The following is a 25,459-nucleotide window of genomic DNA, read 5'->3' on the forward strand; positions in this document are numbered from 1 at the left end:
AAAGGTTATTTTTTATATTGCTTTTTACATTTAACATATAAAATGACCGATAATTGTAATTTTTTCACTAAAATTGACGGTTTTTATCTTTAAATAAATAGTATGTATTCGAAAAAAATTATAGCATTATTTTTATTCTTGTGTTTTACGGTTGTTGGTCAACAAAAAATCACAATTGATGAGCTTTATAACGGTATATTTCGTGCTCAGGGAATGGATGAATTGCAATCGTTGAAAAACACAAATCAGTACACGGTTTTGAATGCTGACAGGCAGTCCAGAAGCATGCAGATTAATTTGTATGATTTTGCTACATTAAATAAAGTATCTACATTAATCGATACAAAATCGCACAGAGAATTATCAAACGGTATTGACAGTTATACGTTTGATGCTTCAGAAAAAATGATTTTATTGGCGTGTAATACGAATCAAATCTTCCGACACTCGTTTACTGCAGATTATTATTTATATGATATCGCTAATAAAAAATTAAAAAAACTATTTGATTTTCAGGTTCAGGAGCCTACTTTTTCACCTGATGGAACAAAGATTGCTTACGCCAAAGAAAATAATCTGTATGTATATGATTTAGCTTCTAATAAATCGACTCCAATTAGTACAGATGGACAAAAAAACAGCATTATTAACGGTATCACGGATTGGGTTTACGAAGAAGAATTTGCTTTTGTGAAAGCTTTTGACTGGAGCGCTGACAGCAAAAAAGTAGCCTACATTCGTTTTGACGAAAGTCAAGTCCCGGAATTTTCGATGTCCATGTTTGGAAAAGAGTTGTATCCAATGATGCAAACGTTTAAATATCCAAAAGCAGGGGAGAAGAATGCATTAGTTTCGTTACATATTTATGATGTAAATTCGAATGCGGTAAAAAATGTAAATCTTGGTAATTACAACGATTTTTATATTGCCAGAATGAAATGGACAAATGATGCGAATACATTGTCTGTGCAGGTATTGAATCGTCATCAAAACAATTTGGATTTGTTGTTTATCGACGGTAATTCAGGAGCTGCAAAAGTAGTTTTGAACGAAAAAGATAAAGCGTATGTTGATGTGACTGATAATTTAACGTTCTTGAAAGACAACAGTTTTATTTGGACTTCAGAAAAAGACGGTTTCAATCATATTTACTTATATGATAAAAACGGAAAATTGAAAAACCAACTGACCAAAGGAAAATGGGAAGTAACTAATTATTATGGTTTAGACGAAAAGACAAATACGGTTTTCTATCAGTCTGTAGAAAATGGATTTATCAACAGAGACGTTTACAGAATAGGTCTTGACGGGAAAAACAAAGTGCGTTTGTCGCAAAATACAGGAACGAATGCTGCGACATTCAGTCCGAATTTTCAATACTACATCAACACGTTTTCTAGTGCGTCTCAACCTACCACTTATACGTTGAACGAAGCTAAAGCAGGAAAACAAATTCAAGTTATTGAGAATAATGAATCATTGGCTGCAAAGCTAAAAAGCTATGATTTACCGGCTAAAGAGTTTTTTGTTTTGAAAACAGCAAAAGGGAATGAACTAAATGCTTGGATTATTAAACCGAAAGATTTTGATCCGGCTAAAAAATATCCTGTTTTCATGTACCAATATTCTGGTCCGGGTTCCCAACAAGTAAACAATGAGTGGAATAGTACTGATGATTATTGGTTTATGATGTTGTCACAACAAGGTTATATTGTAGCTTGTGTTGACGGAAGAGGAACTGGTTTTAAAGGAGCTGATTTCAAAAAAGTGACGCAATTACAATTGGGGAAATACGAGGTAGAAGACCAAATAGATGCTGCTAAAGTATTAGGAAATTACGCATTTGTTGATAAAGCTAGAATTGGTATATTTGGCTGGTCGTATGGTGGTTTTATGGCATCCAATTGTATCATGAAAGGAAACGATGTTTTCAAAATGGCAATTGCTGTAGCTCCGGTAACAAACTGGCGTTTTTATGACAGTGTGTATACGGAGCGTTACATGACGACACCGCAAGAAAATGCGAATGGATACGATGATAATTCACCAATAAATCATGTTGATAAATTGAAAGGGAAATTCCTTTTGATTCATGGTTCGGGTGATGATAATGTGCATGTTCAAAACTCCATGCAAATGATGGAAGCTTTGATTCAGGCCAATAAACAATTTGATTCCCAAATTTATCCAGACAATAATCACGGGATTTACGGCGGGAAAACCAGAGTTCAGTTGTACACCAAAATGACTAATTTTATTAAAGAAAATTTATAACAGCGCTTTATGACAAACGACGCATTGAATAAGGAAGAATTTTTTGGACATCCAAAGGCGCTTTTTATATTGTTTTTTACCGAAATGTGGGAACGCTTCTCCTTTTATGGAATGAAAGCCTTGTTGATTTTTTATCTGACAAAGTACCATTTGTTCTCGGATAGTTCGGGAAATTTACTGATTGGAAGTTACGCTGCTTTAGTGTATGCCGTTCCAGTTTTAGGTGGCTTTATTGCCGACAGGTATTTGGGTTTTAGAAAAGCCATTGTTTTTGGAGGGATTATGTTGGTGCTGGGACATATAGGAATGGCTTATGAAGGGAATGCCGCAACACAATCCATTACTGGCGAAATTACACGGGATGAAACGGCCTTGCAGATATTTTACTTTTCATTATCCTTAATAATTGTCGGAGTTGGTTTTCTAAAAGCTAATATCTCTTCACTGGTAGGAGAATTATATGAAAAAGGTGATAAAAGAAGGGATTCCGGATTCACGTTGTTTTACATGGGAATCAACTTAGGTTCCTTTTTGGCTACGCTAATTTGTGTTTGGCTTGGTGAAAAATATGGTTGGAGTTATGGTTTTGGTGCCGCTGGAGTCGGAATGTTTTTCGGATTATTGACTTTTATTTCCGGAAGGAAATTATTAATGGGCAAAGGAGAATCAAATAATCCCTCTTTCTTAGAAAACAAATCATTTGGACTTAAAAACGAATGGTTAATTTATATTGGAAGTGTTTTGTCAACATTATTGTTTTGGCAAATGGTTCAAAATCATGATGCAGTTTCATGGGCTTTAAAAATTGCAGGTGGAATTTCTTTTATTTATATTGTCTATTATGCGATCACACAGTTAGACGGAAAAGCACGTCATCAATTGATTGCTTTAACCATTCTGATTGTATTTACGATTGTCTTTTGGGCATTGTTTGAACAAGCGTATACTTCTATGAATTTATTTGCTGACCGGATTTTAGACCGAACTATATTCGGTTACGAAGTCTCTGCTGGGCAATTCTTAAGTTTTAATGCCTTATTTATAATTTTGTTAGCTCCAGTTTTTGCTTGGATATGGCCAAAATTAGGAAAATACAATCCGAATACAGCCGTGAAATTTGCTTTTGCATTAGCTTTCGTTGGTTTAGGTTTTGGAGCATTAGTTATGGGGATAAATCTTTCTGGAGCAGGAAAAGTAGCAGCGATTTGGTTGATATTAGCTTATTTTTTACACACTTGTGGGGAATTGAGTTTGTCGCCGGTAGGACTTTCTGCGGTAACTAAATTATCCCCTGCTAAAATAGTTGGTTTCATGATGGGCGTTTGGTTTTTGGCAACAGCCAGTTCTGAATTTATAGCTTCCATTTTAGCGAATATCGCTTCTGTCGATACGTCAAATGGTACAGCGCCAGATTTGAATTTAGCAAAACAGAGTTATTTAGTGCTTTTTGAATATTTATTTTACACAGGGCTTGGTTTCGGACTGCTACTATTAGTACTTTCGCCAGTAATTAAAAAATTAATGCACGGAGTAGATAAAGAATTAAACAATTAATAATATGAGTCAAAATAATACAGATCAATTTTTTAAAAGTACCGTTTTAGGGCACCCTGCGGGATTATTCGTTTTGTTTTTCACAGAGATGTGGGAACGTTTCTCATTCTACGGAATGCGTTCTTTATTGATATTATTTTTAACCGCTTCCTTTACAGATGGTGGTTGGGAATGGACTCGTGAAAATGCTTCTGCATTATTTGGATCCTATGTAGGTCTGGTTTATTTATCTACCATGTTAGGTGGTTATTTTGCTGATAAAGTTATTGGTTTTAGATGGGCTGTTGTGGTTGGAGCTACTTTAATGACTTTAGGACATGCTTCTATGGCTGTCGAAACTGAATTTTCTATTTATTTAGGATTAGTATTGTTAGTTTTTGGAAATGGTTTCTTTAAACCAAACATGACATCAATCGTATCTGAAATGTACAAAGACCGTCCGGAAAAGAAAGATGGTGCGTATACTTTATTTTACATGGGTGTAAATGCCGGCGCGTTCTTCGGGATTTTACTTTGTGGTTATTTAGGTGAAAAAGTAGGATGGACGTACGGTTTTGGTTTAGCCGGGATCTTTATGTTCTTTGGAATGTTACAGTTTTGGTTGTCTCAAGATATTTTTGGAGATATTGGTTTGAAACCAAGTAAAGAAAGCAAAGCAAAAGCAGAAGCTTTGGATACGGATAAAAGAAATCCTTTTTCTCCAATACAATTAGCAGCAATAGCTTTCTCTTCTATTTTAGCATTATTGTGGCTTGTAAATGATCCTGCTTCTAAAATATCGGGAGGTAAAGTGAATATTTTTTCATTCCTAGGACCTAATGGAAACTCTATAGCTATTGTTTCCGCTTTAGTTGTGTTCATTATCTTATTGGTTTACAGATTTACTCAATATTCTAAAATTACTAAGGAGAAATTGATCGCAGTTACATTTTTTGCATTTCTGACTATTTTCTTCTGGGCAATTTTTGAACAATCACCAAACAGTTTAACGATTTTTGCCAGTGATTATACAGATCGTGTTTTAACAGGTAATTGGAGCGTAGTGTTTTTAGTGATGAATTCATTGATTACTATTCTGCCTTTGGTAATTATCACTTGGGTGTTGATTTTATTATTCAAACAGACCTTTAAATTCTATGCGCTTGCAAATATTATTCTAAGCGTAAGTTTTATCATTATCTGGGCTATAGCAATCTGGATGTTGACAAAAGATTATTATACTGCTGGATATTTATCATTATCAGATTCAACTTTGCAAGCATTGAAAATCGACAAAGTTACCACGGCATTAACCGAAGTTCCTGCAACTTGGTTTTCTACCTTAAACTCTTTGTTTATTATTTCATTAGCGCCGTTATTTTCTAAATGGTGGGAAAGTAAATACAATCCTTCTGCAAACTTGAAATACGGAATCGGAATGGGATTATTAGCGCTTGGGATGGCTTGTGTAGCTTTTGGCGCAAGCGGAATCGAAGCAGGTGCAAAAACAGCTTCAGTGAGTATGATTTGGTTGATTCTAGTGTATCTTTTCCATACTATGGCTGAATTGTGTATATCACCGGTTGGGTTGTCTTATGTAAGCAAATTAGTTCCGGCTCGAATGATTGCATTCATGTTTGGTGTTTGGTACTTAGCGGTAGCAATTGGTATGAAAGGTGCAGGTATGTTTGGAGAAAATATTGATAAAATAGCCAATGAACACGGATTGAGTTACTTCTTTTGGATGTTGACTATTATTTCCATTGTAGTTGCTTTATTCTCCGTTGCGATGACTCCGGTTATTAAAAAATTGATGCACGGTGTGCGATAAATTTTAGGCATCATTTTTGATTTTGAATCAATAAAATTATAAATATGAAGAAAATTATAGTTGCTTTGTTATTGTTTGCTGGCTCATTTGCCGCCGAAGCACAAGAATTAGTTTGGGAAACCAATGTGACTAAGGCCATGGCAATTTCCACTGAAACCAAGAAACCACTATTACTGTTTTTCACGGGAAGCGATTGGTGCGGATGGTGTATCCGTTTGCAAAAAGAAGTTTTGAAAACTCCTGAATTTGCGGCTTGGGCCAAGGAAAATGTGGTTTTAGTAGAATTGGATTATCCAAGGAAAGCGCCACAGACGGAGGAAATTAAAAAACAAAATAATGAATTGCAAATGGCTTTTGGAATTCAAGGATTTCCAACCATTATACTAGCAAATGCTAGCACAAAAGAGGGCAAAGTCAATTTTGAAGGCATTGGAAGTACCGGTTATGTTGCCGGTGGTCCATCAGCTTGGTTAGCTGTCGCAAATGGTTTTCTGAAAAAATAAAATTTCTTAATTCAATTTATAAAATCCCTTTTCACCAGTTGCGTGAAAAGGGATTTTCTGTTTTTTACAACTGGCTTTCCATAGTTTTTGTATGTTTTTAAAGTTGGATGCATCAGCGATAACTAATTTGGGTTTCATTATTTGGAAAAAACGGTCTGCATTTATTTTAGCGGATTGTGTCAATACGATTATATCAGGGTGTATATTTTTTGGATAAATTCCGGAGCTGTCTAAAACAAAAATCTTCTTCCCATTAAAGAAGATAAAATTTTGAAGTCGTTTTTTCTGTTCCAAAGTACTTAAGTTTCCAATGCGGTAGGATTTTACCAGACTATTTTTTTGAACGGTTTTCAAAATGCTATCGTTGGCATAAATTAAAATGTTTTCTCCTTTTCTTTCCGCAATCAAGGTGTTTTTTGTGCTGTTGAAAACAACTAATTCTTGTTCAGTTTGAATTTTCCACTGTATTCTAAAATAAGATAATTGTAAAATAATGATGGATATTAAAATTACAGATAATCTATTAAAGCCTGGTTTTTTGAACCAAATGATTATCGTAAACAGTAGAAAATAACTGCTAATCAACAGGTAAAAATGAAGTGGAATATCCTGAATAATGAACTTTTCTAATGAGGCAATTGCATTGATGATTTTGTTTAAATAATAAATACTCCATTCCAATAGTTGTGACAGGAATATTGGAATCATATTGAACGCAGCCAAAAGCATGACCAAAACGCCTAAAATCATGATGATGCTAAGAAGAGGAATTATAATCAGATTAGTAATAAAAAACAAACCCGGAAACTGATGGAAATAGTAAATGCTCAGTGGTAAAGTGCCTATTTGGGCGGCAAAGGAAACCGTCAGAATATCCCAAATATATTTTGAAACTTTGTATTTCGGTTTCCAAATGGAGGATAAAAGGGGCTGCAGCCAAATGATGAAAAACAATGCGATGTAGCTTAATTGAAAACCAACATCAAATAGGAAAGAAGGTTCAAAAAGTAAAATCAACAAAACAGAAACTAACAGTGTGTGGTAAATATTGACACTTCTGCGTAGATGATTTCCAATGGCGACAAAGGAAAACATGGTTACAGAACGTACTACAGAAGGCGCTAAACCCGCAATTATCCCGAACATGGATAAAGAGATAAGGATTGTGATTAACTTAATAAAAGAACCTCGTTTTGTGTTTGGGATTGGTTTTAGAATAAAGGTTACAAAAAGTAATATAAAACCAATGTGTAATCCGGAAACGGATAAAATATGAACCGCTCCTGAGTATTGATAATCCCGAATAATATCAGGTGAAATATCTTGTTGTTGTCCCATTATTAAAGCAATGGCAACGTTTAATTCTGTTTTGTTGAAGTTTTTTTTTTTTAAATTCCGAATAATCCTTGTCCGTAATTTGGATGAATAATACCAAATGTCTTTCTCTATTTTACTTCCAATTTTGATTTCGTCAACATCAGCATACAGTTGCGCATAGATTTGTTTGTTTTCCAAGTATTTGCTGTAATCAAATTGATTGGGATTATTGGGTGGTTTGTTTTTTGTTAAAGTGCCTTTTATTAGTAACGAATTTCCAACTTGAAGAGCATGATGTAAACTGTCGTTTTGAATGTTCAATATGATTCTGCCGGTTTGTTCTTTCTGATCGATATGATTCACAATGGCGAGGTAGCGATCGCTAAACGGAGAACTTTTCATTTTTTCTCGAATCGTTAAAGAAATGAAATGAGGTTGTTCAAAAATACTCGTATTGTAAATGTAATTGCTTTTTTGGAAATAATCGGTATGTGTAATTTGGGTTGAAACGCCGATGATAAAAGACAAGAAATAAGTTCCGACACCAAAATAAAGGGAGAGTTTGCTTCTGCTTTTGGATAAAAAATAAAACAAAATAAAAATACTGAGAGAGGAGATAAGTGCAATAAAAACAGCCGAAATAGAAGGTTGCAGGTAAAAAGCAAAAAGTATACCTAATATAAACCCGATTGTTATTCTTGCCAGTGGGAAATGTAGTACTTTCATAGTTCTAAAGTACACATTTTTAGTAAGAAACGTATTTATTTTTATAATTAAAAAACAAATAAATTTTAGCTAAATGTCTATTAATTAAAGCACACGATTAATCTGAACAAAGGTTTTTTGGTAATAAGGTTCTTTAGTAGAGGAAATAATTACTCCTTTTGAGGTGGAGGAATGAATGAATTTTATTTCTTCATCGGACGCTTCAATCACAATTCCAACATGATTTATTTCTCTGTTTTTGTTAGTTTTAAAAAATATTAAGTCGCCTTTTTGAGCTTGATCTTTTTTTGGATTTAAAACAACCCCTATTTTTGATTGTTGTAATGAGTTGCGCGGAAGAGTAATGTTTTCTGCATTAAAGATACTGTACATTAATCCTGAACAATCATAACCCGCTTTAGTTGTTCCTGCATATTTATATTTTATGCCCAAATTATCAGCAGCTGCCTCAATTAATTGTTCTGCTAATTGGTTTGTTTTTCTCTTTTCGGATCGAGATAATTTCTCTTTTGGTGCTCCCTTTTTCGAAGTTACAATGGGTGATGTCGATTTACAAGCCGTAAAAAAGATTACAAGGAATAAGAGGAATACAAAACGTTTCAAAAGAGTTTTTTTAAGTTAATATTAAAGTTCGGAAATAAACTGTAGATTATTTTAAGTCATTTACAATCAATGCAGCCGTTTTCTCACTAGCTCCAATTCCGCCCAAATGCTCTTCTAATAACGCATATTTTTCTAAAAGCGTATTGCGATGGTCCGTTTTTAATATTTTTTCGAGTTCCTCCCGAATGCGTTTTGTGTTGCATTCTTCTTGAATTAACTCGGTTACCACTTCTTCGTCCATAATCAAATTTACTAATGAAATGTATTTCAGCGTGATAATTCGTTTCGCAATTTGATAGGAAGCCCAACTGCCTTTATAACAAACTACTTCAGGAACTTTGAATAATGCGGTTTCCAGTGTTGCAGTTCCGGATGTGACTAGCGCTGCAGTCGCATTTCGTAATAAATCATAGGTTTTATTAGAAATGAATTTTATATTTTCCTGAGTGATAAAATTTTGATAAAAAGAAAATTCCTGACTTGGAGCACCCGCAATTACAAATTGATACTCCGGAAAATCTTTTACAACGCTTAGCATTACGGCTAACATTTTTGTAATTTCCTGTTTTCTGCTACCCGGTAAAATAGCGATAATTGGTTTGTCGTTTAATTGGTTTTCTTTTCTGAAAAGAACCGGATCAACTGCTGGTTGGTTATGAATAGCATCAATCAGTGGATGACCAACAAATTCCACGGGAAATTTATGTTTCTCTTCGTAAAACTTTTTTTCGAAAGGCAAAATCACATACATTTTGTCAATATCGCGCTTGATGTCTGTTATCCTGCTTTCTTTCCAAGCCCAAATTTGTGGAGAAATATAGTAATGAGTTTTCATTCCCAATGCTTTTGCCCATTTAGCAATGCGCAAATTAAAACCAGGGTAATCAATAAAAATAAGTACATCAGGCTGAAATTCAAGAATGTCTTTTTTGCAGATTTTGATATTGTTCAAAATCGTTTTTAGATTGAAAATCACTTCAATAAAACCCATAAATGCTAGCTCACGATAGTGTTTCACTAAAGTTCCGCCAACATTTTTCATTAAATCACCACCCCAAAATCGGATATCAGCAGTTGGATCTTTTTTATACAGCTCTTTCATTAAATTAGAACCATGCAAATCACCAGATGCTTCTCCTGCAATTATATAATATTTCATTTTTTTTCGATTTGGAATTTTTACAATCAAACAGATAAAATCATTTTCGCTGCAATCATTGTATTCTGTTGCAAAGATAAACTTAAATAAATATAGTAATAATCGCCAAGGCAATGACTGCCAAAACCACACCGCGAGCCATCATTTCTTTATTCATTTTAAGTAAAATTCCAAATGCTATTAATGTCAGAATAGATCCTAATGTGATTATTTTGCCCAAGTTGCCTTGTGATTTCATGATTTGAATACCGGCGATAAATCTGAACTCCGTAAAAAAGCTTATAAAAATATATGACCCAAGCAGCGTAGCTGCAATCCCTATTAAAAATCCGAGTAATAAGTCTTTTTTATTCATTCCATTTCCAGGTATTAAGTTGTTGTATGGCGTGGTGTGCGGTCAAGTCAAATTGAACAGGAACTACGGATATAAACCCATTTTCTAAAGCCCATTCATCTGTATCTTCTCCTTTGTCTTGGTTTACAAATTCTCCCGCAAGCCAGTAATAGTCTCTTCCCTGCGGCGTTTTTCTTTTATCAAATTTCTCTACCCAGATTGCTTTCGCTTGACGACTAATGCGAATCCCTTTGATATCTTCTTCTTTTAATTTTGGAAAATTGACATTCAAAACTACGCCTTCCGGAAGTCCGTTTTCTAAAACTTCCATTGAAATTTTGCGGATAAAAGATTTTATAGTGTCAAAATCGGCATTCCAATCGTAATCCAATAACGAAAAACCAATGGCGGGGATTCCTTCGATTCCAGCTTCGACAGCCGCGCTCATTGTTCCAGAATAAATCACGTTTATCGAAGAATTTGAGCCGTGATTCACACCGGAAACACACAAGTCAGGTTTTCGTTTTAAAATTTCGTTAACGGCTAGTTTTACACAATCGACGGGTGTTCCGGAACAACTATATTCCAGAAAAGGATCGTTGTCTTTTGAAATTTTATTGAGGTATAAAGTGCTGTTTATAGTAATAGCATGGCCCATTGCGCTTTGTGGAGTGTCTGGTGCGACCACTACGATTTCTCCCAGTTCAGCCATTACAGATATTAATGCTCGAATTCCAGGCGCTGAAACACCGTCATCATTCGTTATTAAAATTAAAGGTCTATTTTTTTTCATTAGTAATATGGCAAAAAAAGGTTGGTTTTATGATTTTGATGGCAAATGTAATGACACAGAATGGGAATTAGTAAACAAAAGATAAAAATATGTTATCTTGATTCATTTAGGATATGATAGAAAAACATTTTTTATATCTTTAACAAAAATTTATGGGGTCTCTGCTGCTGTTGGCATAGTTTTTACCATAACTTAGAATAAAAATTCATGAATACTATTCTTAACTTTATGAAAAGAAATTATAAAATTATAGTTGTTGTCGTATGTATTTCGGTGACATTATTTGCATTTAAGATGAATGCATCGAAAGCAAATGATCCGGAAAAAGACAAGTTACTTTTGGAGTTGTTAACTTTTGTTATTGAAAAAGGGCATTACAGTCCAGCACCAATCGATGATACTTTTTCGAAAGGTATTTACAAAGATTACATAGAAGCTTTGGATCCTTCAAAACGATTTTTTTTGCAATCGGATATTGATGAATTTTCAAAATTTGAGCTGCAATTGGACGACCAGTTATTGAATAAAGATTTGTCTTTTTTCAATTTAACATATGAGCGTTTAATGAAAAGAATGGATGAAAGTACTAAAATTTATAAGGATGTTTTAAGCAAACCTTTTGATTTTAATACAGATGAAAGTTTCAATATTGACTATGAGAAATCTCCTTATCCAAAAAATGTTACGGAACTAAATGATAAATGGCGTAAACAAATCAAATTGTCTGCTTTGTCTTCATTAATAGATAAACAAAAATTAGAAGAAGATAAGAAGAAAAATGAAGCTAATTATGTTGTCAAATCTTTTGATATTTTAGAAAAGGAAACTAGAGAAAGCTCACGAAAATCTTTGGATGAGTATTTTGGATTTATAAAAGATTTGGACAGGAATGATTGGTTTTCTGTTTATATAAATTCTATAACGGCACGTTTTGATCCGCACACAAACTATTTTGCTCCAGAGGAAAAAGAACGTTTTGATGTAAGTATTAGCGGTAAACTAGAGGGAATAGGTGCGCGTTTACAAAAGAAAAACGATTTGACTGAGATTTCAGAGCTAATCTCTGGTGGTCCGGCATGGAGAGGAAAACAACTGGAAGCTGGAGATTTAATCATGAAAGTGGCCCAAGGTAATAGTGAGGCAGTAGATATAGTTGGGATGCGTTTGGATGATGTTGTTAAGAAGATCAAAGGGCCTAAAGGTTCAGAAGTTCGTCTTACCGTTAAAAAAGTAGACGGAACCATTAAGATAATTTCTATTATCAGAGACATTGTAGAAATAGAAGAAACCTATGCAAAGTCCAGTATTGTAGACAGAAACGGATTGAAATATGGTGTAATTTATTTGCCAAAATTCTATATTGATTTTGAAAATGCAAATGGTAGAGATGCCGGAAAAGATATCGCTTTAGAAGTAGACCGATTGAAAAAAGCAGGAGTGAACGGAATTGTTCTTGATGTTCGTGATGATGGTGGTGGATCTCTATCGACTGTTGTTGATATTGCAGGTTTGTTTATTGAACAAGGGCCAATTGTTCAGATAAAATCCGCAGGCAAAAAGAAGGAAGTCCTGTACGACAGAGATTCAAAAATTGAATGGGACGGGCCGTTGGTCATTATGGTAAATAATTTTTCAGCTTCAGCTTCTGAAATTTTGGCTGCAGCAATACAAGATTACAAAAGAGGAATTATCATTGGAAGTAAGCAAACCTATGGTAAGGGAACGGTACAAAATGTATATGATTTGAACACTTTTGTACGCAGTAGTTCTGTTGGAGATTTAGGAGCAATAAAGACAACAACTCAGAAATTTTATAGAATTAACGGAGGGTCTACACAATTAGAAGGTGTACAGAGTGATATTGTTATGCCAGACCGTTATGCTTATTTAAAAATGGGAGAGCGTGATGTTGATAATGCTATGGCTTGGGATAAAATTGACCAAGCGGATTATCAAGTATGGAATAACAACACTAACTTTAATCAGGCAATCACTAACAGTAAAAGTAGAATTAGTAAAAATACTCAATTTCAATTGATTGAGGAAAATGCGAAGTGGATTGATAGCAGAAGTGAAGAGAATGTTTACAGTTTAAACATTGATAATTTTAAAATGGCTCAAGCTGAAATTGAAGAGAAGGCGAAAAAATATAAACCAATTCTAGATTATAAAAATTCGTTGATATTTACTTCGTTACCTTATGAAGCGGACGCTATGAGTAAAGATATTACTTTGAAAGAAAAAAGAGAGAGATGGCATGAGGCATTATCAAAAGATATTTATGTGGAAGAAGCTCTTAATGTATTAGATGATTTACAATCAAAATCCGTTTCAAAGCAAAATATGCCAGTTAAAATAAAAAAGGATAAGTTGGCTTCAAAGTCATAAATTACTTTTTAAATTAATAATCGTATTTAAATAAACGCTTCAAATTTTTTTGAAGCGTTTATTGTTTTAAGTTGTAGTGTATGCTTTTCGTGTTGCTTAGTATACTTTGGTTGTCTTGTTATTATGGATTAAAAGACGTTATTTTAGCAATGTTTAATTCAATTATCTCAAGTTTATGAAAAATAGATTTTTATATTCCTCTTTGGTTTTATTTTTAACAATTAGTATTTGCTCTTCCTGTAGAAATAATCAGGAGGTAGATAAGTCAAATTCTACTTTTATAAACAATTCGGTTTCTGTCAACAAGAAAGAAAACAAGGGTCGATTTAATTTACCCGATAATGCACAAGGATTTGATTTTTTGCCATCTTCTACAACAAATCAAGTTGTCAGTCACAAGTATTATACTTTGTCCTATCATGAGGAGTTTGAACAAGCGGAATGGGTTGCTTATGAATTGAAGAAATCATTTTTGAAGAATAGCAATTTTAGGAGACCATTTTTTATTGAGGACTCTAAAGTTAGTTCGGGTTCAGCCAGCTGGAGAAATTATAAAACGTCTGGTTTTGATAAAGGGCATTTGTGCCCGGCAGGTGATATGGAATTTTCAGAAGAAGCATATAATGATACGTTTCTTACTTCAAATATAGCGCCACAGACGCATGATTTTAATAATGGAGTTTGGAATAGGTTGGAGCAAAAAGTGCGCTATTGGGCAGGTCTATATGATGGGATTTATGTCGTTACAGGAGGAGTTTTGAACAAGGATTCACAAACAATTGGCAAAGAAAATGTTTCAGTTCCAAAATTTTTTTATAAGATATTGTTAGACTATAATAATGGTGATTTTAAAATGATTGCTTTTTTAATCCCAAATGAAAAGAGTAATAAACCTTTATGTAGTTTTGTTGTTTCGGTAGATCTTGTTGAAAAGATGACAGGTATAGACTTTTTTCCAAAATTAAAAGATAATGTCGAGCAACAACTGGAAAAAAATAGTGATTACAAAAACTGGAGCTTTAAGTAATGTCTAAAAAAATGAAAGCTTTTTTTAAGTATGCCTGATTACTGCCTTTTTGAATAAGCATGTGTAGTTGTGTAAAAAGTTTTACATTGATATTGTGTGCGAATGTTTAGATTTTTATAGGATTAAGCAAGGGTCAATTACTTCTACCATTCATTCACCTTATTCGCGTCCATTTTTATAAATATAAATAACAATATTGTAAAACCCCATAGTCCAGATCCTCCGTATGAAAAGAAGGGAAGCGGAACACCAATTGTTGGAAAAATCCCGACAACCATGGCGATATTTACAAAGAAGTGTGTGAATAAAATCCCCGCAACACAATAGCCGTACACTCTGCTAAATTTTGTTTTTTGTCTTTCGGCTAAATAAATTATTCTAAGAAACAAACCAGTAAAAAGCGCAATTACCACTAATGAACCGGCAAATCCCCATTCTTCGCCTACAGTAGTAAAAATGTAATCCGTATGTTGTTCTGGTACAAAGCCACCTTTCGTTTGTGTTCCTTCCAGAAATCCTTTTCCTAACCAACCTCCAGAGCCAATCGCAATTTCGGATTGATTGGTATTGTATCCAATGCCTTTCATATCAACAGTTTTTCCTAAAAGGATATTGAAACGGTCTCGGTGATGTTGTTTAAATACATTGTCAAAGACATAGTCTACAGACAAAACAAATCCTGAAAGTAGCACGAAAAGAATACTACTCAAAACGATATTCCTGTCGGCTAATCTAGATTTGAAGTGTATTATCAAAAAAACCAATAAGCCGATGAGGATGACATATTGTGGTTCTAATACCAGTGTTAATACAAACAGGAGAATGGTTACAAAACCAGTCCAAACGTACCAAGCTGGAAGCCCTTCACGATACAAAACAATTATAAATATACTATAAATAAGTGCACTTCCCGGGTCAGGCTGTGGTAAAATTAATAATACAGGTAGTATAATTATTGCTAGTGCCTGCCATTGACGGGTCACCTCTTTTAGATTAATTTGCGTGTCGCTTAGATATTTTGCCAAAGCTAAGGCCGTAGCTGCTTTTGCAAATTCAGACGGTTGAATGGTAAAACTTCCTATTGCATACCAACAACGCTGACCCGCTATTGTTTTACCAAACAAAAACAGACCTGCCAATGATAATAGAGAAATCCCAAAAATGATAGTTGCATATTTTTCGTAAAATTTCCCATCCACTGAGAGTACTATGAAAATTAAAGGAATGGTTAGTATGATGAATATCAGCTGCTTTTCATAAGTATCTTCCATAGAAGACAAAGACGAGGAGTAGATGTTTAGCCATCCCAAAATAACCAGTAGGGCATAAATGATTATGCTGATCCAGTCAATGTTGTTTGATACACTTTGGTTTTTCATCGGAATTAAATAGCTTGTTTATTCTCCTTAGTGGAATCAATTTTCACTTTCAAAACTGGAATTACGGTTTTCTTTTTTAAAAGAGAATCACTAATTCTTAATTGTAATTTTACTGCTTCCGAAAGGCCCCCTAATTTTGCATATCGCCCTTGTAAACTTGTTGCAAGTATTCTTTTTTCTAAATCTAGTCTTGTTATTTTCTGTCTGAGATATTTTTCGATCATCAAACTGGCAATTGGCCCTGCTATTGTTGCTCCATAACCTCCGTTTTCTACCATAACAGCTATCGCAATTTTTGGATTGTCTTTTGGTGCAAAAGCTACAAATATGGAGTGATCTTCCATTTTTACTCGTACTCCTCCAATTTTAGTGAAATTTTCAGCAGTTCCGGTCTTGCCACATATGTCAATTCCTTCCACTTTTAGGGATCTCGCAGTTCCTAAGTTATATACGTCAAATAAGCCACTGATCATAGGCTTAAAGTGCCTTTTGTCAATTGTGGTCACATGTTTGGTGGTGAATTTTTTATCTATAGTATGGCCTTCGATTCTTTTGATGATGTGAGGGGTATAATAATAACCTTCATTAGCAACTGTTGCCATCATGTTAGCCAGCTGAATCGGAGTCATTAAAACTTCTCCTTGCCCTATAGAGTTTGAAACAATTGTAGTGCTTCTCCACCCACCGTTAGGATAAATTCGTTTGTATGTTTTTGAGTCGGGTATGTTTCCTCTTTTACCAGTTGGTAAATCATATCCCATAAATTGTCCAAGACCAAAACTTTTAACATGATTACTCCACACATCAACCGCTTGAGCTGGTTTAGCATATTTATTAATTGTTTGCATGTAAGCCGTTGCGAAATAAGAATTACAAGACTCAAATATCCCTCTGTGCAATTGAAGCGCACCACCATGACAGTGACATCCCATAAAACGTCCTCTGGCATAACTGAAACCGCGATTACAAAATACAGTTGTATTTTCATCAATTACACCTTCTTGCAGTGCAACAAGACCTGTTAAGATTTTGAAAGGTGAACCTGGAGGATATTCGGCTAGTAATCCTCTATCATATAGTGGTTTTGCAATGGAGTCCCGGTATAATTCAGTATAATTTTTAGATCGTTGTCTTCCTACCAATATTCCAGGGTCATAAGAAGGAGCAGTCACAAGTGCTAATATTTCGCCGGTTCTGGGTTCAATAGCAACAATTCCACCTCTTTTATTAATCATTAATTCTTCTCCATATTTTTGGAGTTCGGCATCGATAGTAAGGTTTATGTCTTCTCCTTGAACGGCGATAGTGTCATATTTTCCGTCTTTATATGAACCAATTTCACGGTTGTATTTGTCTTTCTGAAAATATTTCACTCCTTTTACGCCTCGCAAAAGATCTTCGTAACTCTCTTCGACTCCTTGTCGACCAATCAAATCACCACTATTGTAGTATGGGTTTTTGGCGACTAATTTTTCATTGACCTGAGTAATGAATCCAAAAATATTAGCGCCAAATGCAACTTCATAATCACGAAGAGAGCGCTTCTGAAAATAAAAGCCTTCGTATTTTCGTATTTTTTCCTGAAAAGCAGCAAATTCACTTTTGTTTAATTGTGATAAGAAAACAGAGGGTAATCTGGGGCTATAAACTTTAGCTTTTTCAATTTTTTTTATAAAATCTTCTTTGGTGATATTCAATAATTGGCAAAACTCTAAAGTATCTGTTTCTTTAACTTCTCTTGGTACTACCATAATGTCATAAGAGGCCTGATTGGCTACTAATAACTTTCCTTTTCGATCATAGATGTAACCTCTTTCAGGATACTCGTATTTTTTTTTAATGGCATTATTTTCAGATTTTAACTTTAATGTATCATCAACAACCTGCAAATAAAATATTCGCATTACAAGTAAAGAAGTAGCAAGAATGATTAAGGAAGGCAACAAGACTTTTCTCATCTTTTGTTAGGCTTAATAATATATATTATAATAATGCAAATAATGATTGTGAATAGTGTACTTAATAATGTTGTAATTAGAGTGTCTAATATGAAACTCAATTGGAATGCCTCCAATAAAAATAAAGTAAAGTGGTGAATTACAACCGACAATAATATAAAAGAAAATCGTTGGGGTGTTAGGACATCATTCAGTTTTATGGTTTGATATTCATAACTTAAACCAAATGCAAACTTAAAAATTGAAGGTCTGAAATAGGCTAAAACTAAACAAGCTGTAGCGTGCGTTCCTCCAGAATTACTAAATAAATCCATGATGATCCCAAGTAAAAAACTAGCAGCTACTAAGCCTGATTTGTTACCATTTACCGGATAAAGGATAATAAATAAGATATATGGAAATGGGCTTATATAACCCAAAAAATTCATATTATTGAATATGATAATCTGAATTGCCAATAGCAGAATAAATCGGGAAATATTGACGAACAAGGTGCTATTCATCTTTTTTTCTTTTTTCTAAATTAATGATTTCTTCACGATCTTTCCTTTTTATGATGTACACATGTCCTAAATTAGTCATGTCGTTAAAGAGTTTAATGTCTAAAGTATAAAAATTGGTTTGCTTGTCTCTGTAGATTTTTGCGATAGTTCCAATGTTGATGTTTTCTGGAAAAATAACTGACTGCCCTCCTGTGACAATAGTGTCTCCTATCTTTATCAATGCTAATCTTGGTAAATCTGTCAATTGAACAAAACCCGTGCTTTTGCCGTTCCAGTTCAATGAACCAAAATGGTTTGACTTTTTAATTTTCGCATTAATTTGAGTTCTTTTATTCAAAATACTGATTACCGTCGAATATTTTGGAGAAGTGTTTTCAATAATTCCGACGATACCTAAATCGTTTATGACTCCCATGTCAGGTTTAATACCGTCTTTTTCGCCTGAATTTAATGTCAGATAATTTTCATACACATTATAGGAGTTATGTATTACCTTAGAAACAACTATGTCATCCGGTTTCACACCTTTTAGGCTGTCTAATTTTTTAACCGCAGTAGTGTCTTTTTTACTAAATAAGAGACTTTTAAGTTTTGCATTTTCCAGTGCAAGCGCTTCGTTTTGAGTTTTTAAATTCAAATACTCATTTAGATTGTTTACTCTTTCATAAACACCGCCACTTAAAAAGTTTGCAGAACTAATTATTTTACTTCTATGGAAAGAATGTGATTGTATTGTTAACGATAACGAAATACCCAAAAGCAGTAAAAACAGTAATCTATTACTGTTTTTATACATAAAATTAAATATTTGCTGCATTTCGTATTTTATTATTTCAAATTAAGTTACAACTTTATTGTTTTATCACAACTTTTTTAAATTTTCAGTCGCTGCTAAAATTACTAGTTTTATTATTTTATTAATATACTTTTAAATTTAGGGATATTTTTAAGTGCCATACCAGTTCCTCTGACAACAGCTCTTAATGGATCCTCGGCTATGTAAACAGGTAAATCTGTTTTTTGAGAAATTCTTTTATCAAGACCTCTTAACATTGATCCTCCACCAGCAAGATAAATACCTGTATTGTAAATATCTGCAGCTAATTCTGGAGGTGTTTGAGATAATGTTTCCATTACTGCATCTTCAATACGTTGTATTGATTTATCTAATGCTTTTGCAATTTCTCGGTATGAAACTTCAACTTGTTTTGGTTTACCTGTTAATAAATCTCTTCCTTGAACGGACATGTCTTCAGGAGGAGTTTCTAAATCTTCGATAGCAGCACCGATTTGAATTTTTATTTTTTCAGCGGTAGTTTCTCCAACAAAAAGATTGTGTTGTGTACGCATGTAATACACGATATCATTTGTAAATACATCACCAGCAATTTTTACTGACTTGTCACATACAATCCCACCTAATGCAATTACTGCGATTTCAGTTGTTCCACCACCAATATCAACAATCATATTTCCTTTAGGTTGCATGATGTCAATTCCGATACCTATTGCGGCAGCCATAGGTTCGTGTATCAAATAAACTTCTTTACCATTAACTCTTTCACATGATTCTTTTACCGCTCTCATTTCCACTTCGGTAATTCCAGAAGGAATACAAACCACCATTCTTAGTGCGGGAGTAAACATTCTTTTCTTTAATGCTGGAATGCTTTTTATAAATAAGCTTATCATTTTTTCTGAAGCATCAAAATCAGCAATTACACCATCCTTCAAAGGTCTAATCGTCTTAATGTTTTCATGTGTCTTACCCTGCATCATGCTGGCTTCTTTACCTACAGCAATGATTTTTCCCGAAATTCTATCGCGGGCAACTATTGAAGGGCTGTCAATTACTACTTTATCATTATGTATGATTAAAGTATTAGCGGTACCAAGGTCTATCGCAATATCCTCGGTCATGAAATCAAAAAATCCCATAAGTTTTTTAAGGGTTAAAATGTTATAAATTTGAAACGAGCAAAGTTAAACAAATTAATGTTTAAAATGACGCGTTCCCGTAAATACCATTGCAACTTTATTTTCATTACAATAGTTAATGCTCAATTCATCTTTAATAGATCCACCAGGTTGAATTACCGCTGTTATTCCTGCGTTTTTAGCTATTTCCACACAATCTGGGAAAGGGAAAAAAGCGTCACTTGCCATTGAGGCTCCGTGCAAATCAAATCCGAAATTTTTAGCTTTTTCAATAGCTTGAAGCAAGGCGTCAACTCTTGATGTTTGTCCAGTACCAGAAGCAATAAGTGTACCGTTTTTTGCAAAAACAATCGTGTTAGATTTTGTATTTTTACAAATTTTTGAAGCAAATATTAAATCTTGAATCTCTTGTTCTGAAGGTGTAGTTATAGTAACGGTTCTTAACGCTTCTTTATTGTCAGTGATGTTGTTTCTTTCCTGAACTAAGATTCCGTTTAAGCACGTTCTTACTTGTTTTTGTGGCAAAGCAACCTCATTTTGCACTAATATAATTCGGTTTTTCTTTTCTTGTAAAATCGCGGTGGCTTCAGCATCATATTCTGGAGCAATTACAACTTCGCAAAACAATTTGTTTATTTCAGTAGCAGTTGCTACATCAATTTTAGTATTGGAAATCAAAACACCTCCAAAAGCTGAAGTTGGATCACACGCTAATGCCGCTAAGTACGCTTCATTAATTGTAGCTCTTGTAGCTAAACCACAGGAATTGTTGTGTTTTAATATGGCAAATGTAGGCCCATCATTCTTAAATTCATTAATCAAATTTACGGCAGCATCTACATCTAATAAATTGTTATATGATAATTCTTTTCCGTGAACTTTGTTGAACATGGCATCAAAATCACCAAAGAAAAATCCTTTTTGATGTGGGTTTTCGCCGTATCTTAAAACTTGTCCATTTGCAATACTTTCTTTGTAAATGGTTTCATCTGTGTTGAAATAATTAAAAATTGCAGTGTCATAATGAGAAGAAACATGAAATGCTTTGGTAGCTAGTAATTTTCGGTCTTCTAATGTAGTCGCGCCGTTTTGTTCTATAATTAAATCCAAAAGTAAACTGTATTGATCAACCGAAGATACAATTACTGTATCCTTGAAGTTTTTTGCAGCAGCACGAATTAATGAAATCCCACCAATATCTATTTTTTCAATGATATCTGCTTCACTTGCTCCTGAAGCTACCGTTTTTTCAAAAGGATATAAGTCAACAATTACCAAATCAATTTGGGGTATGTTGAATTCAATCATTTGCTGCACATCACTTTCATTATCTTGACGATTTAGTATTCCGCCAAAAACTTTTGGGTGTAATGTTTTTACTCTTCCACCCAAAATAGATGGGTAAGAGGTCACATCTTCAACGGGTATTACAGGGATTCCTAAGTTTTTTATGAAATCCTCTGTGCCACCTGTAGAATAAAGTGTAACATTTTGACTGTTTAGTTGTCTTACTATAGGTTCCAATCCTTCTTTAGAAAAGACGGAGATTAATGCAGATTGAATTGTTTTAGTTGTGCTCATTATGTAGTTATAGTTATAAAGTGCAAAAATAGTTTTTTAATGTTAAAATTAAGCCATTTGAAATTGAGATAATTATAATTTTTACTGCTATTTCAACAAGAGGCATAAAATAATGGCGCATCGCTGGAACGAAATGATTTTTCATTAGGTTTTTGAATAATATTTATAGAATTTTACTTAAACAAATAGATTGTATGTTAGTTTATCTTCGATTATTAAAAGAGAGTTTTGGGTTTGCAATGAATGCGTTGCGAAATAATAAATTAAGAACCTTGCTTTCTTTGTTAGGAGTGACGATAGGTATTTTTTCGATTATTGCAGTTCTGGCTGCTGTAGATTCTTTGGACAAAAAAATTAAAAAGGATTTGAGTAGTCTGGATAAAAATACCATTTATTTGATGCGCTTTTCTTTTGGTCCATCCGAAATTCCGCAATGGAAAAGAGAGCAATTTCCGGATGTTAAATACGATGAATACGAGTATCTGAAAAGTTCTATGAACGATTTAGACCAGATGGCGTATCAGTTTTTTGTGGGTAGAGAATCCCTGAAATTCGAATCGGAATCCGTAAGTGATGTGAATATCGTTCCGGTATCGCATGAATTCATAGAAATCCAAGGTCTTGAGTTTGAAAAAGGAAGGTTTTATAATGAATCTGAATCTAATTCTGGTGCTCCGGTTATTGTTCTCGGCTTTGATATTGCTAAAAGTCTTTTTGGCGAAAGCGAACCAATTGGAAAAAACATTCGTCTTTACGGGCAGCGTTTCACAGTTATTGGAATGTTGAAAAAGCAAGGAGAAGGAATGTTTGGGGATAGTAATGATACATCAGCTTTCATTCCGGTGAATTTTTTAAGAAGGTTGTACGGCGATAATAATGATGCGTTGACGCCGGTAATCCTTGTAAAGCCTGACAAAGGAGTTGATATGGATGCTTTTAAAGCGGAACTTGCTCAGAAACTAAGAAATTATCGCGGGATGAAAATAGATGAAATTGATAATTTTTTCATCAATGTTCTTTCCGGATTTACAGATTTATTAGATGGAATTATTAGTGCCATGCGTGGAGGTGGAATTTTGATTAGTGTCTTTTCGTTCTTAGTTGGAGGATTTGGAGTAGCTAATATCATGTTTGTTTCAGTAAAAGAGCGTACTAATTTGATTGGGATTCAAAAGTCATTAGGGGCCAAAAATAGATTTATCCTTTTTCAATTTCTATTTGAAGCTATTATTTTATGTGTTATTGGTGGAGCTATTGGTTTACTGATAGTTTGGTTGTTATCCCTGCTTTTAACTAGTGTGTTGGATTTTGAATTCGTTTTGAGCTTTTGGAATATTTTAATTGGCTCCGGATTGTCAATTGTTGTAGGTGTGATTTCAGGAATTCTTCCAGCCATTTCAGCGTCTAAATTAGATCCTGTTGAAGCAATTAGAACAGGAATGTAATGATGTACTATTCTAAATCTAACTGAAATTTGAATTGCTTCCAGTGTTAATAATTTTAGATATACGATATATAAAAAAGCAGCTTCCAAAATTTTTTGGAAGCTGCTTTTAGTTTGTATTTAATCTATAAAAAAAAATATCCCGATTGCTCGGGATATTCATTTATCTAATAGTGTTATTTTGGATCAAATCGATATACAAGTTGATCTTGTCTTTCAATTCTTTTCTTGGTGTAATAAAGTCTAAGAAACCATGTTCAAGAAGAAACTCTGCAGTTTGAAAACCTTCCGGTAAATCTTTACCTGTCGTGTCTCTTACAACTCTTGGTCCTGCAAATCCTATTAATGCTCCTGGTTCAGAAATGTTGATGTCACCCAGCATTGCGTAAGAAGCAGTTGTTCCTCCGGTTGTTGGGTCTGTACACAATGAAATGTAAGGAAGTTTTGCTTCGGCAAGTTGAGCGAGTTTTACAGATGTTTTTGCTAATTGCATTAAAGAATAAGCCGCTTCCATCATTCGTGCTCCACCTGATTTAGAAATCATTATGAAAGGCATTCTGTTTTTGATAGCGTGATCAATTCCTCTTGCAATTTTTTCTCCTACAACTGCACCCATAGAACCACCAATGAAGGCGAAATCCATACAGCAAATAACCACGTCTTTTCCTTTGGATTTTCCAACTCCAGTGCGCACGGCATCCTTAAGTTTAGTTTTATCCATAACGTCTTTCAAACGGTCTGCATACTTTTTTGTATCCACAAAATGCAAAGGATCTTTAGAAGTCATATTCTTGTCTAATTCAACAAACTCATTGTTGTCAAATAAGATTTGAAAATATTCAGCACTTCCTATTCTAACATGAAAACCATCCTCGGGACTTACAAATAAGTTACGAGCTAGTTCATCGGCATCAATAATTTTTCCAGTTGGAGATTTGTACCAAAGTCCTTTTGGAATATCCATTTTGTCTTCGGTAGCAGTAGTAATCCCTTTTTCTTTTCTTTTAAACCAAGCCATATTTATTGTTTTTGTTGTTTCAGGTTTAAAGTTTAAAGTTTTGAAACCTGAAACCTGAAACTTTAAACTTTTTATTATAATGTATTCACGTTGTTCAAGTCAGCAAATGCTTGTTCCAATCTTGTGTTGAAAGTAACTTCACTTTCACGCAACCATTTTCTTGGGTCGTAATATTTTTTGTTTGGAGCATCAGCACCTTCTGGGTTTCCAATTTGAGTTTTCAAATAGTCGATATTTTTTACCATGTAATCACGAATGCCTTCTGTAAAAGCAAATTGTAAATCAGTGTCGATATTCATTTTTATTACACCGTAGCTGATACCTTCTCTGATTTCTTCTAATGTAGAACCTGATCCACCGTGGAAAACGAAATCAACCGGATTGTGTCCTGTGTTGAATTTATTTTGAACGAAATCTTGAGAATTTTTTAAGATTTTTGGAGTCAATTTTACATTTCCTGGTTTGTAAACTCCATGAACGTTTCCAAAAGCAGCTGCAATTGTAAATCTTGGGCTTACTTTAGAAAGTTCTTCATATGCGTAAGCAACCTCTTCTGGTTGTGTGTATAATTTTGAACTGTCAACATCAGAGTTGTCAACACCATCTTCTTCACCACCTGTAATTCCAAGTTCGATTTCAAGTGTCATTCCCATTTTGCTCATTCTTTCTAAATAGCCTTTGCAAATTTCGATGTTTTCTTCGATTGGCTCTTCAGATAAATCAATCATGTGAGAGGAAAACAAAGGTTTTCCGGTTCTAGCAAAATGCGCTTCTGAAGCATCTAACAAACCATCAATCCAAGGCAATAATTTTTTTGCGCAATGGTCAGTATGTAAAATTACAGTTGCTCCGTAAGCTTCCGCCAAGGTATGAATGTGCAGTGCACCAGCGATTCCACCAGCGATTGCTGCTTTTTCACCTTCATTTGAAAGTCCTTTTCCAGCGTTAAATTGTGCTCCTCCATTTGAAAATTGAATAATTACTGGAGCATTCAGTTTTGCTGCTGTTTCAAGAACGCCATTGATAGTATTTGATCCCGTAACATTTACTGCCGGAAGTGCAAATCCTTTTTCTTTAGCATAATTAAAAATTTCCTGAACCTGATCTCCTGTAGCTACGCCTGGTTTTATGTTGTGTGCCATTGTACTTT

At 34.1% G+C, this 25,459-nt stretch carries 20 protein-coding genes; 7 read left to right on the forward strand and 13 right to left on the reverse strand.

Features of this window, described 5'->3' with window-relative positions; all coding sequences use genetic code 11:
• The first annotated feature begins 102 nt into the window (after positions 1-102).
• From DR871_RS05980 to DR871_RS05995, 4 genes are read left to right on the forward strand one after another with little or no spacing between them, the layout of a single operon-like run.
• Complete coding sequence (locus DR871_RS05980; RefSeq protein ID WP_113664416.1) at positions 103-2,274, forward strand: S9 family peptidase; 2,172 nt, start codon at positions 103-105, stop codon at positions 2,272-2,274.
• 9 nt (positions 2,275-2,283) lie between these two features.
• On the forward strand, positions 2,284-3,828 hold the full coding sequence (locus DR871_RS05985; protein ID WP_113664415.1) for a peptide MFS transporter: 1,545 nt from the start codon (positions 2,284-2,286) through the stop codon (positions 3,826-3,828).
• 4 nt (positions 3,829-3,832) lie between these two features.
• Complete coding sequence (locus DR871_RS05990; protein WP_113664414.1) at positions 3,833-5,638, forward strand: peptide MFS transporter; 1,806 nt, start codon at positions 3,833-3,835, stop codon at positions 5,636-5,638.
• A 44-nt stretch (positions 5,639-5,682) separates the two neighbouring features.
• Positions 5,683-6,141: a thioredoxin family protein gene (locus DR871_RS05995; RefSeq protein WP_113664413.1), complete on the forward strand. Its 459-nt coding sequence runs from the start codon at positions 5,683-5,685 to the stop codon at positions 6,139-6,141.
• Positions 6,142-6,147: 6 nt separating this feature from the next.
• On the opposite strand, the gene DR871_RS06000 is transcribed toward DR871_RS05995, so the two are convergent.
• From DR871_RS06000 to surE, 5 genes are all read right to left on the reverse strand, one after another.
• Positions 6,148-8,184, reverse strand: a complete 2,037-nt coding sequence (locus DR871_RS06000) for a ComEC/Rec2 family competence protein (protein ID WP_113664412.1) — start codon at positions 8,182-8,184, stop codon at positions 6,148-6,150.
• An 84-nt stretch (positions 8,185-8,268) separates the two neighbouring features.
• Positions 8,269-8,787: a C40 family peptidase gene (locus DR871_RS06005; RefSeq protein WP_113664411.1), complete on the reverse strand. Its 519-nt coding sequence runs from the start codon at positions 8,785-8,787 to the stop codon at positions 8,269-8,271.
• 46 nt (positions 8,788-8,833) lie between these two features.
• Positions 8,834-9,946, reverse strand: a complete 1,113-nt coding sequence (gene lpxB, locus DR871_RS06010) for a lipid-A-disaccharide synthase (protein WP_113665422.1) — start codon at positions 9,944-9,946, stop codon at positions 8,834-8,836.
• Positions 9,947-10,028: 82 nt separating this feature from the next.
• Positions 10,029-10,301 (reverse strand): hypothetical protein, encoded by a 273-nt coding sequence (locus DR871_RS06015; protein WP_113664410.1) that lies wholly within the window; start codon positions 10,299-10,301, stop codon positions 10,029-10,031.
• Complete coding sequence (gene surE, locus DR871_RS06020) at positions 10,294-11,073, reverse strand: 5'/3'-nucleotidase SurE (RefSeq protein WP_113664409.1); 780 nt, start codon at positions 11,071-11,073, stop codon at positions 10,294-10,296. The genes DR871_RS06015 and surE overlap by 8 nt, the downstream gene beginning before the upstream one ends.
• Before the next feature lie 207 nt (positions 11,074-11,280).
• Between surE and DR871_RS06025 the strand changes: the two genes are divergently transcribed.
• Both DR871_RS06025 and DR871_RS06030 read left to right on the forward strand, forming a co-directional pair.
• On the forward strand, positions 11,281-13,461 hold the full coding sequence (locus DR871_RS06025; RefSeq protein WP_113664408.1) for a carboxy terminal-processing peptidase: 2,181 nt from the start codon (positions 11,281-11,283) through the stop codon (positions 13,459-13,461).
• A gap of 175 nt (positions 13,462-13,636) precedes the next feature.
• Positions 13,637-14,488, forward strand: coding sequence for a DNA/RNA non-specific endonuclease (locus DR871_RS06030; protein WP_113664407.1), 852 nt, complete (start codon positions 13,637-13,639; stop codon positions 14,486-14,488).
• 143 nt (positions 14,489-14,631) lie between these two features.
• Here the strand turns inward: DR871_RS06030 and rodA are convergent, their stop codons facing one another.
• The 6 genes from rodA to purH form a co-directional block, all read right to left on the reverse strand.
• Positions 14,632-15,867 carry a rod shape-determining protein RodA gene (rodA, locus tag DR871_RS06035; RefSeq protein WP_113664406.1) on the reverse strand — a complete coding sequence of 412 codons (1,236 nt, stop codon included), beginning with the start codon at positions 15,865-15,867 and terminating at the stop codon, positions 14,632-14,634.
• A gap of 5 nt (positions 15,868-15,872) precedes the next feature.
• Positions 15,873-17,825 carry a penicillin-binding protein 2 gene (gene mrdA / locus DR871_RS06040; RefSeq protein WP_113664405.1) on the reverse strand — a complete coding sequence of 651 codons (1,953 nt, stop codon included), beginning with the start codon at positions 17,823-17,825 and terminating at the stop codon, positions 15,873-15,875.
• Positions 17,822-18,328 (reverse strand): rod shape-determining protein MreD, encoded by a 507-nt coding sequence (locus tag DR871_RS06045; protein ID WP_113664404.1) that lies wholly within the window; start codon positions 18,326-18,328, stop codon positions 17,822-17,824. Before DR871_RS06045 ends, mrdA begins: the two co-directional genes overlap by 4 nt.
• On the reverse strand, positions 18,321-19,145 hold the full coding sequence (gene mreC / locus DR871_RS06050) for a rod shape-determining protein MreC (protein ID WP_113664403.1): 825 nt from the start codon (positions 19,143-19,145) through the stop codon (positions 18,321-18,323). The genes DR871_RS06045 and mreC overlap by 8 nt, the downstream gene beginning before the upstream one ends.
• A gap of 92 nt (positions 19,146-19,237) precedes the next feature.
• Positions 19,238-20,266 carry a rod shape-determining protein gene (locus DR871_RS06055; protein ID WP_113664402.1) on the reverse strand — a complete coding sequence of 343 codons (1,029 nt, stop codon included), beginning with the start codon at positions 20,264-20,266 and terminating at the stop codon, positions 19,238-19,240.
• 54 nt (positions 20,267-20,320) lie between these two features.
• Positions 20,321-21,847: a bifunctional phosphoribosylaminoimidazolecarboxamide formyltransferase/IMP cyclohydrolase gene (gene purH / locus DR871_RS06060; RefSeq protein ID WP_113664401.1), complete on the reverse strand. Its 1,527-nt coding sequence runs from the start codon at positions 21,845-21,847 to the stop codon at positions 20,321-20,323.
• Positions 21,848-22,041: 194 nt separating this feature from the next.
• On the opposite strand from purH, the gene DR871_RS06065 reads away from it, so the two are divergent.
• The gene (locus DR871_RS06065; protein ID WP_113664400.1) at positions 22,042-23,292 is read left to right on the forward strand and encodes an ABC transporter permease; all 1,251 of its coding nucleotides are present in this window, start codon (positions 22,042-22,044) and stop codon (positions 23,290-23,292) included.
• A gap of 162 nt (positions 23,293-23,454) precedes the next feature.
• Here DR871_RS06065 and accD read toward each other — a convergent pair whose 3' ends face one another.
• On the reverse strand, positions 23,455-24,309 hold the full coding sequence (accD, locus tag DR871_RS06070) for an acetyl-CoA carboxylase, carboxyltransferase subunit beta (protein ID WP_113664399.1): 855 nt from the start codon (positions 24,307-24,309) through the stop codon (positions 23,455-23,457).
• Between the two features lie 74 nt (positions 24,310-24,383).
• Positions 24,384-25,451: a class II fructose-bisphosphate aldolase gene (gene fbaA, locus DR871_RS06075; RefSeq protein WP_113664398.1), complete on the reverse strand. Its 1,068-nt coding sequence runs from the start codon at positions 25,449-25,451 to the stop codon at positions 24,384-24,386.
• Positions 25,452-25,459: the final 8 nt, after the last annotated feature.

This window comes from Flavobacterium petrolei (assembly GCF_003314435.2).
GTDB lineage: Bacteria > Bacteroidota > Bacteroidia > Flavobacteriales > Flavobacteriaceae > Flavobacterium > Flavobacterium petrolei.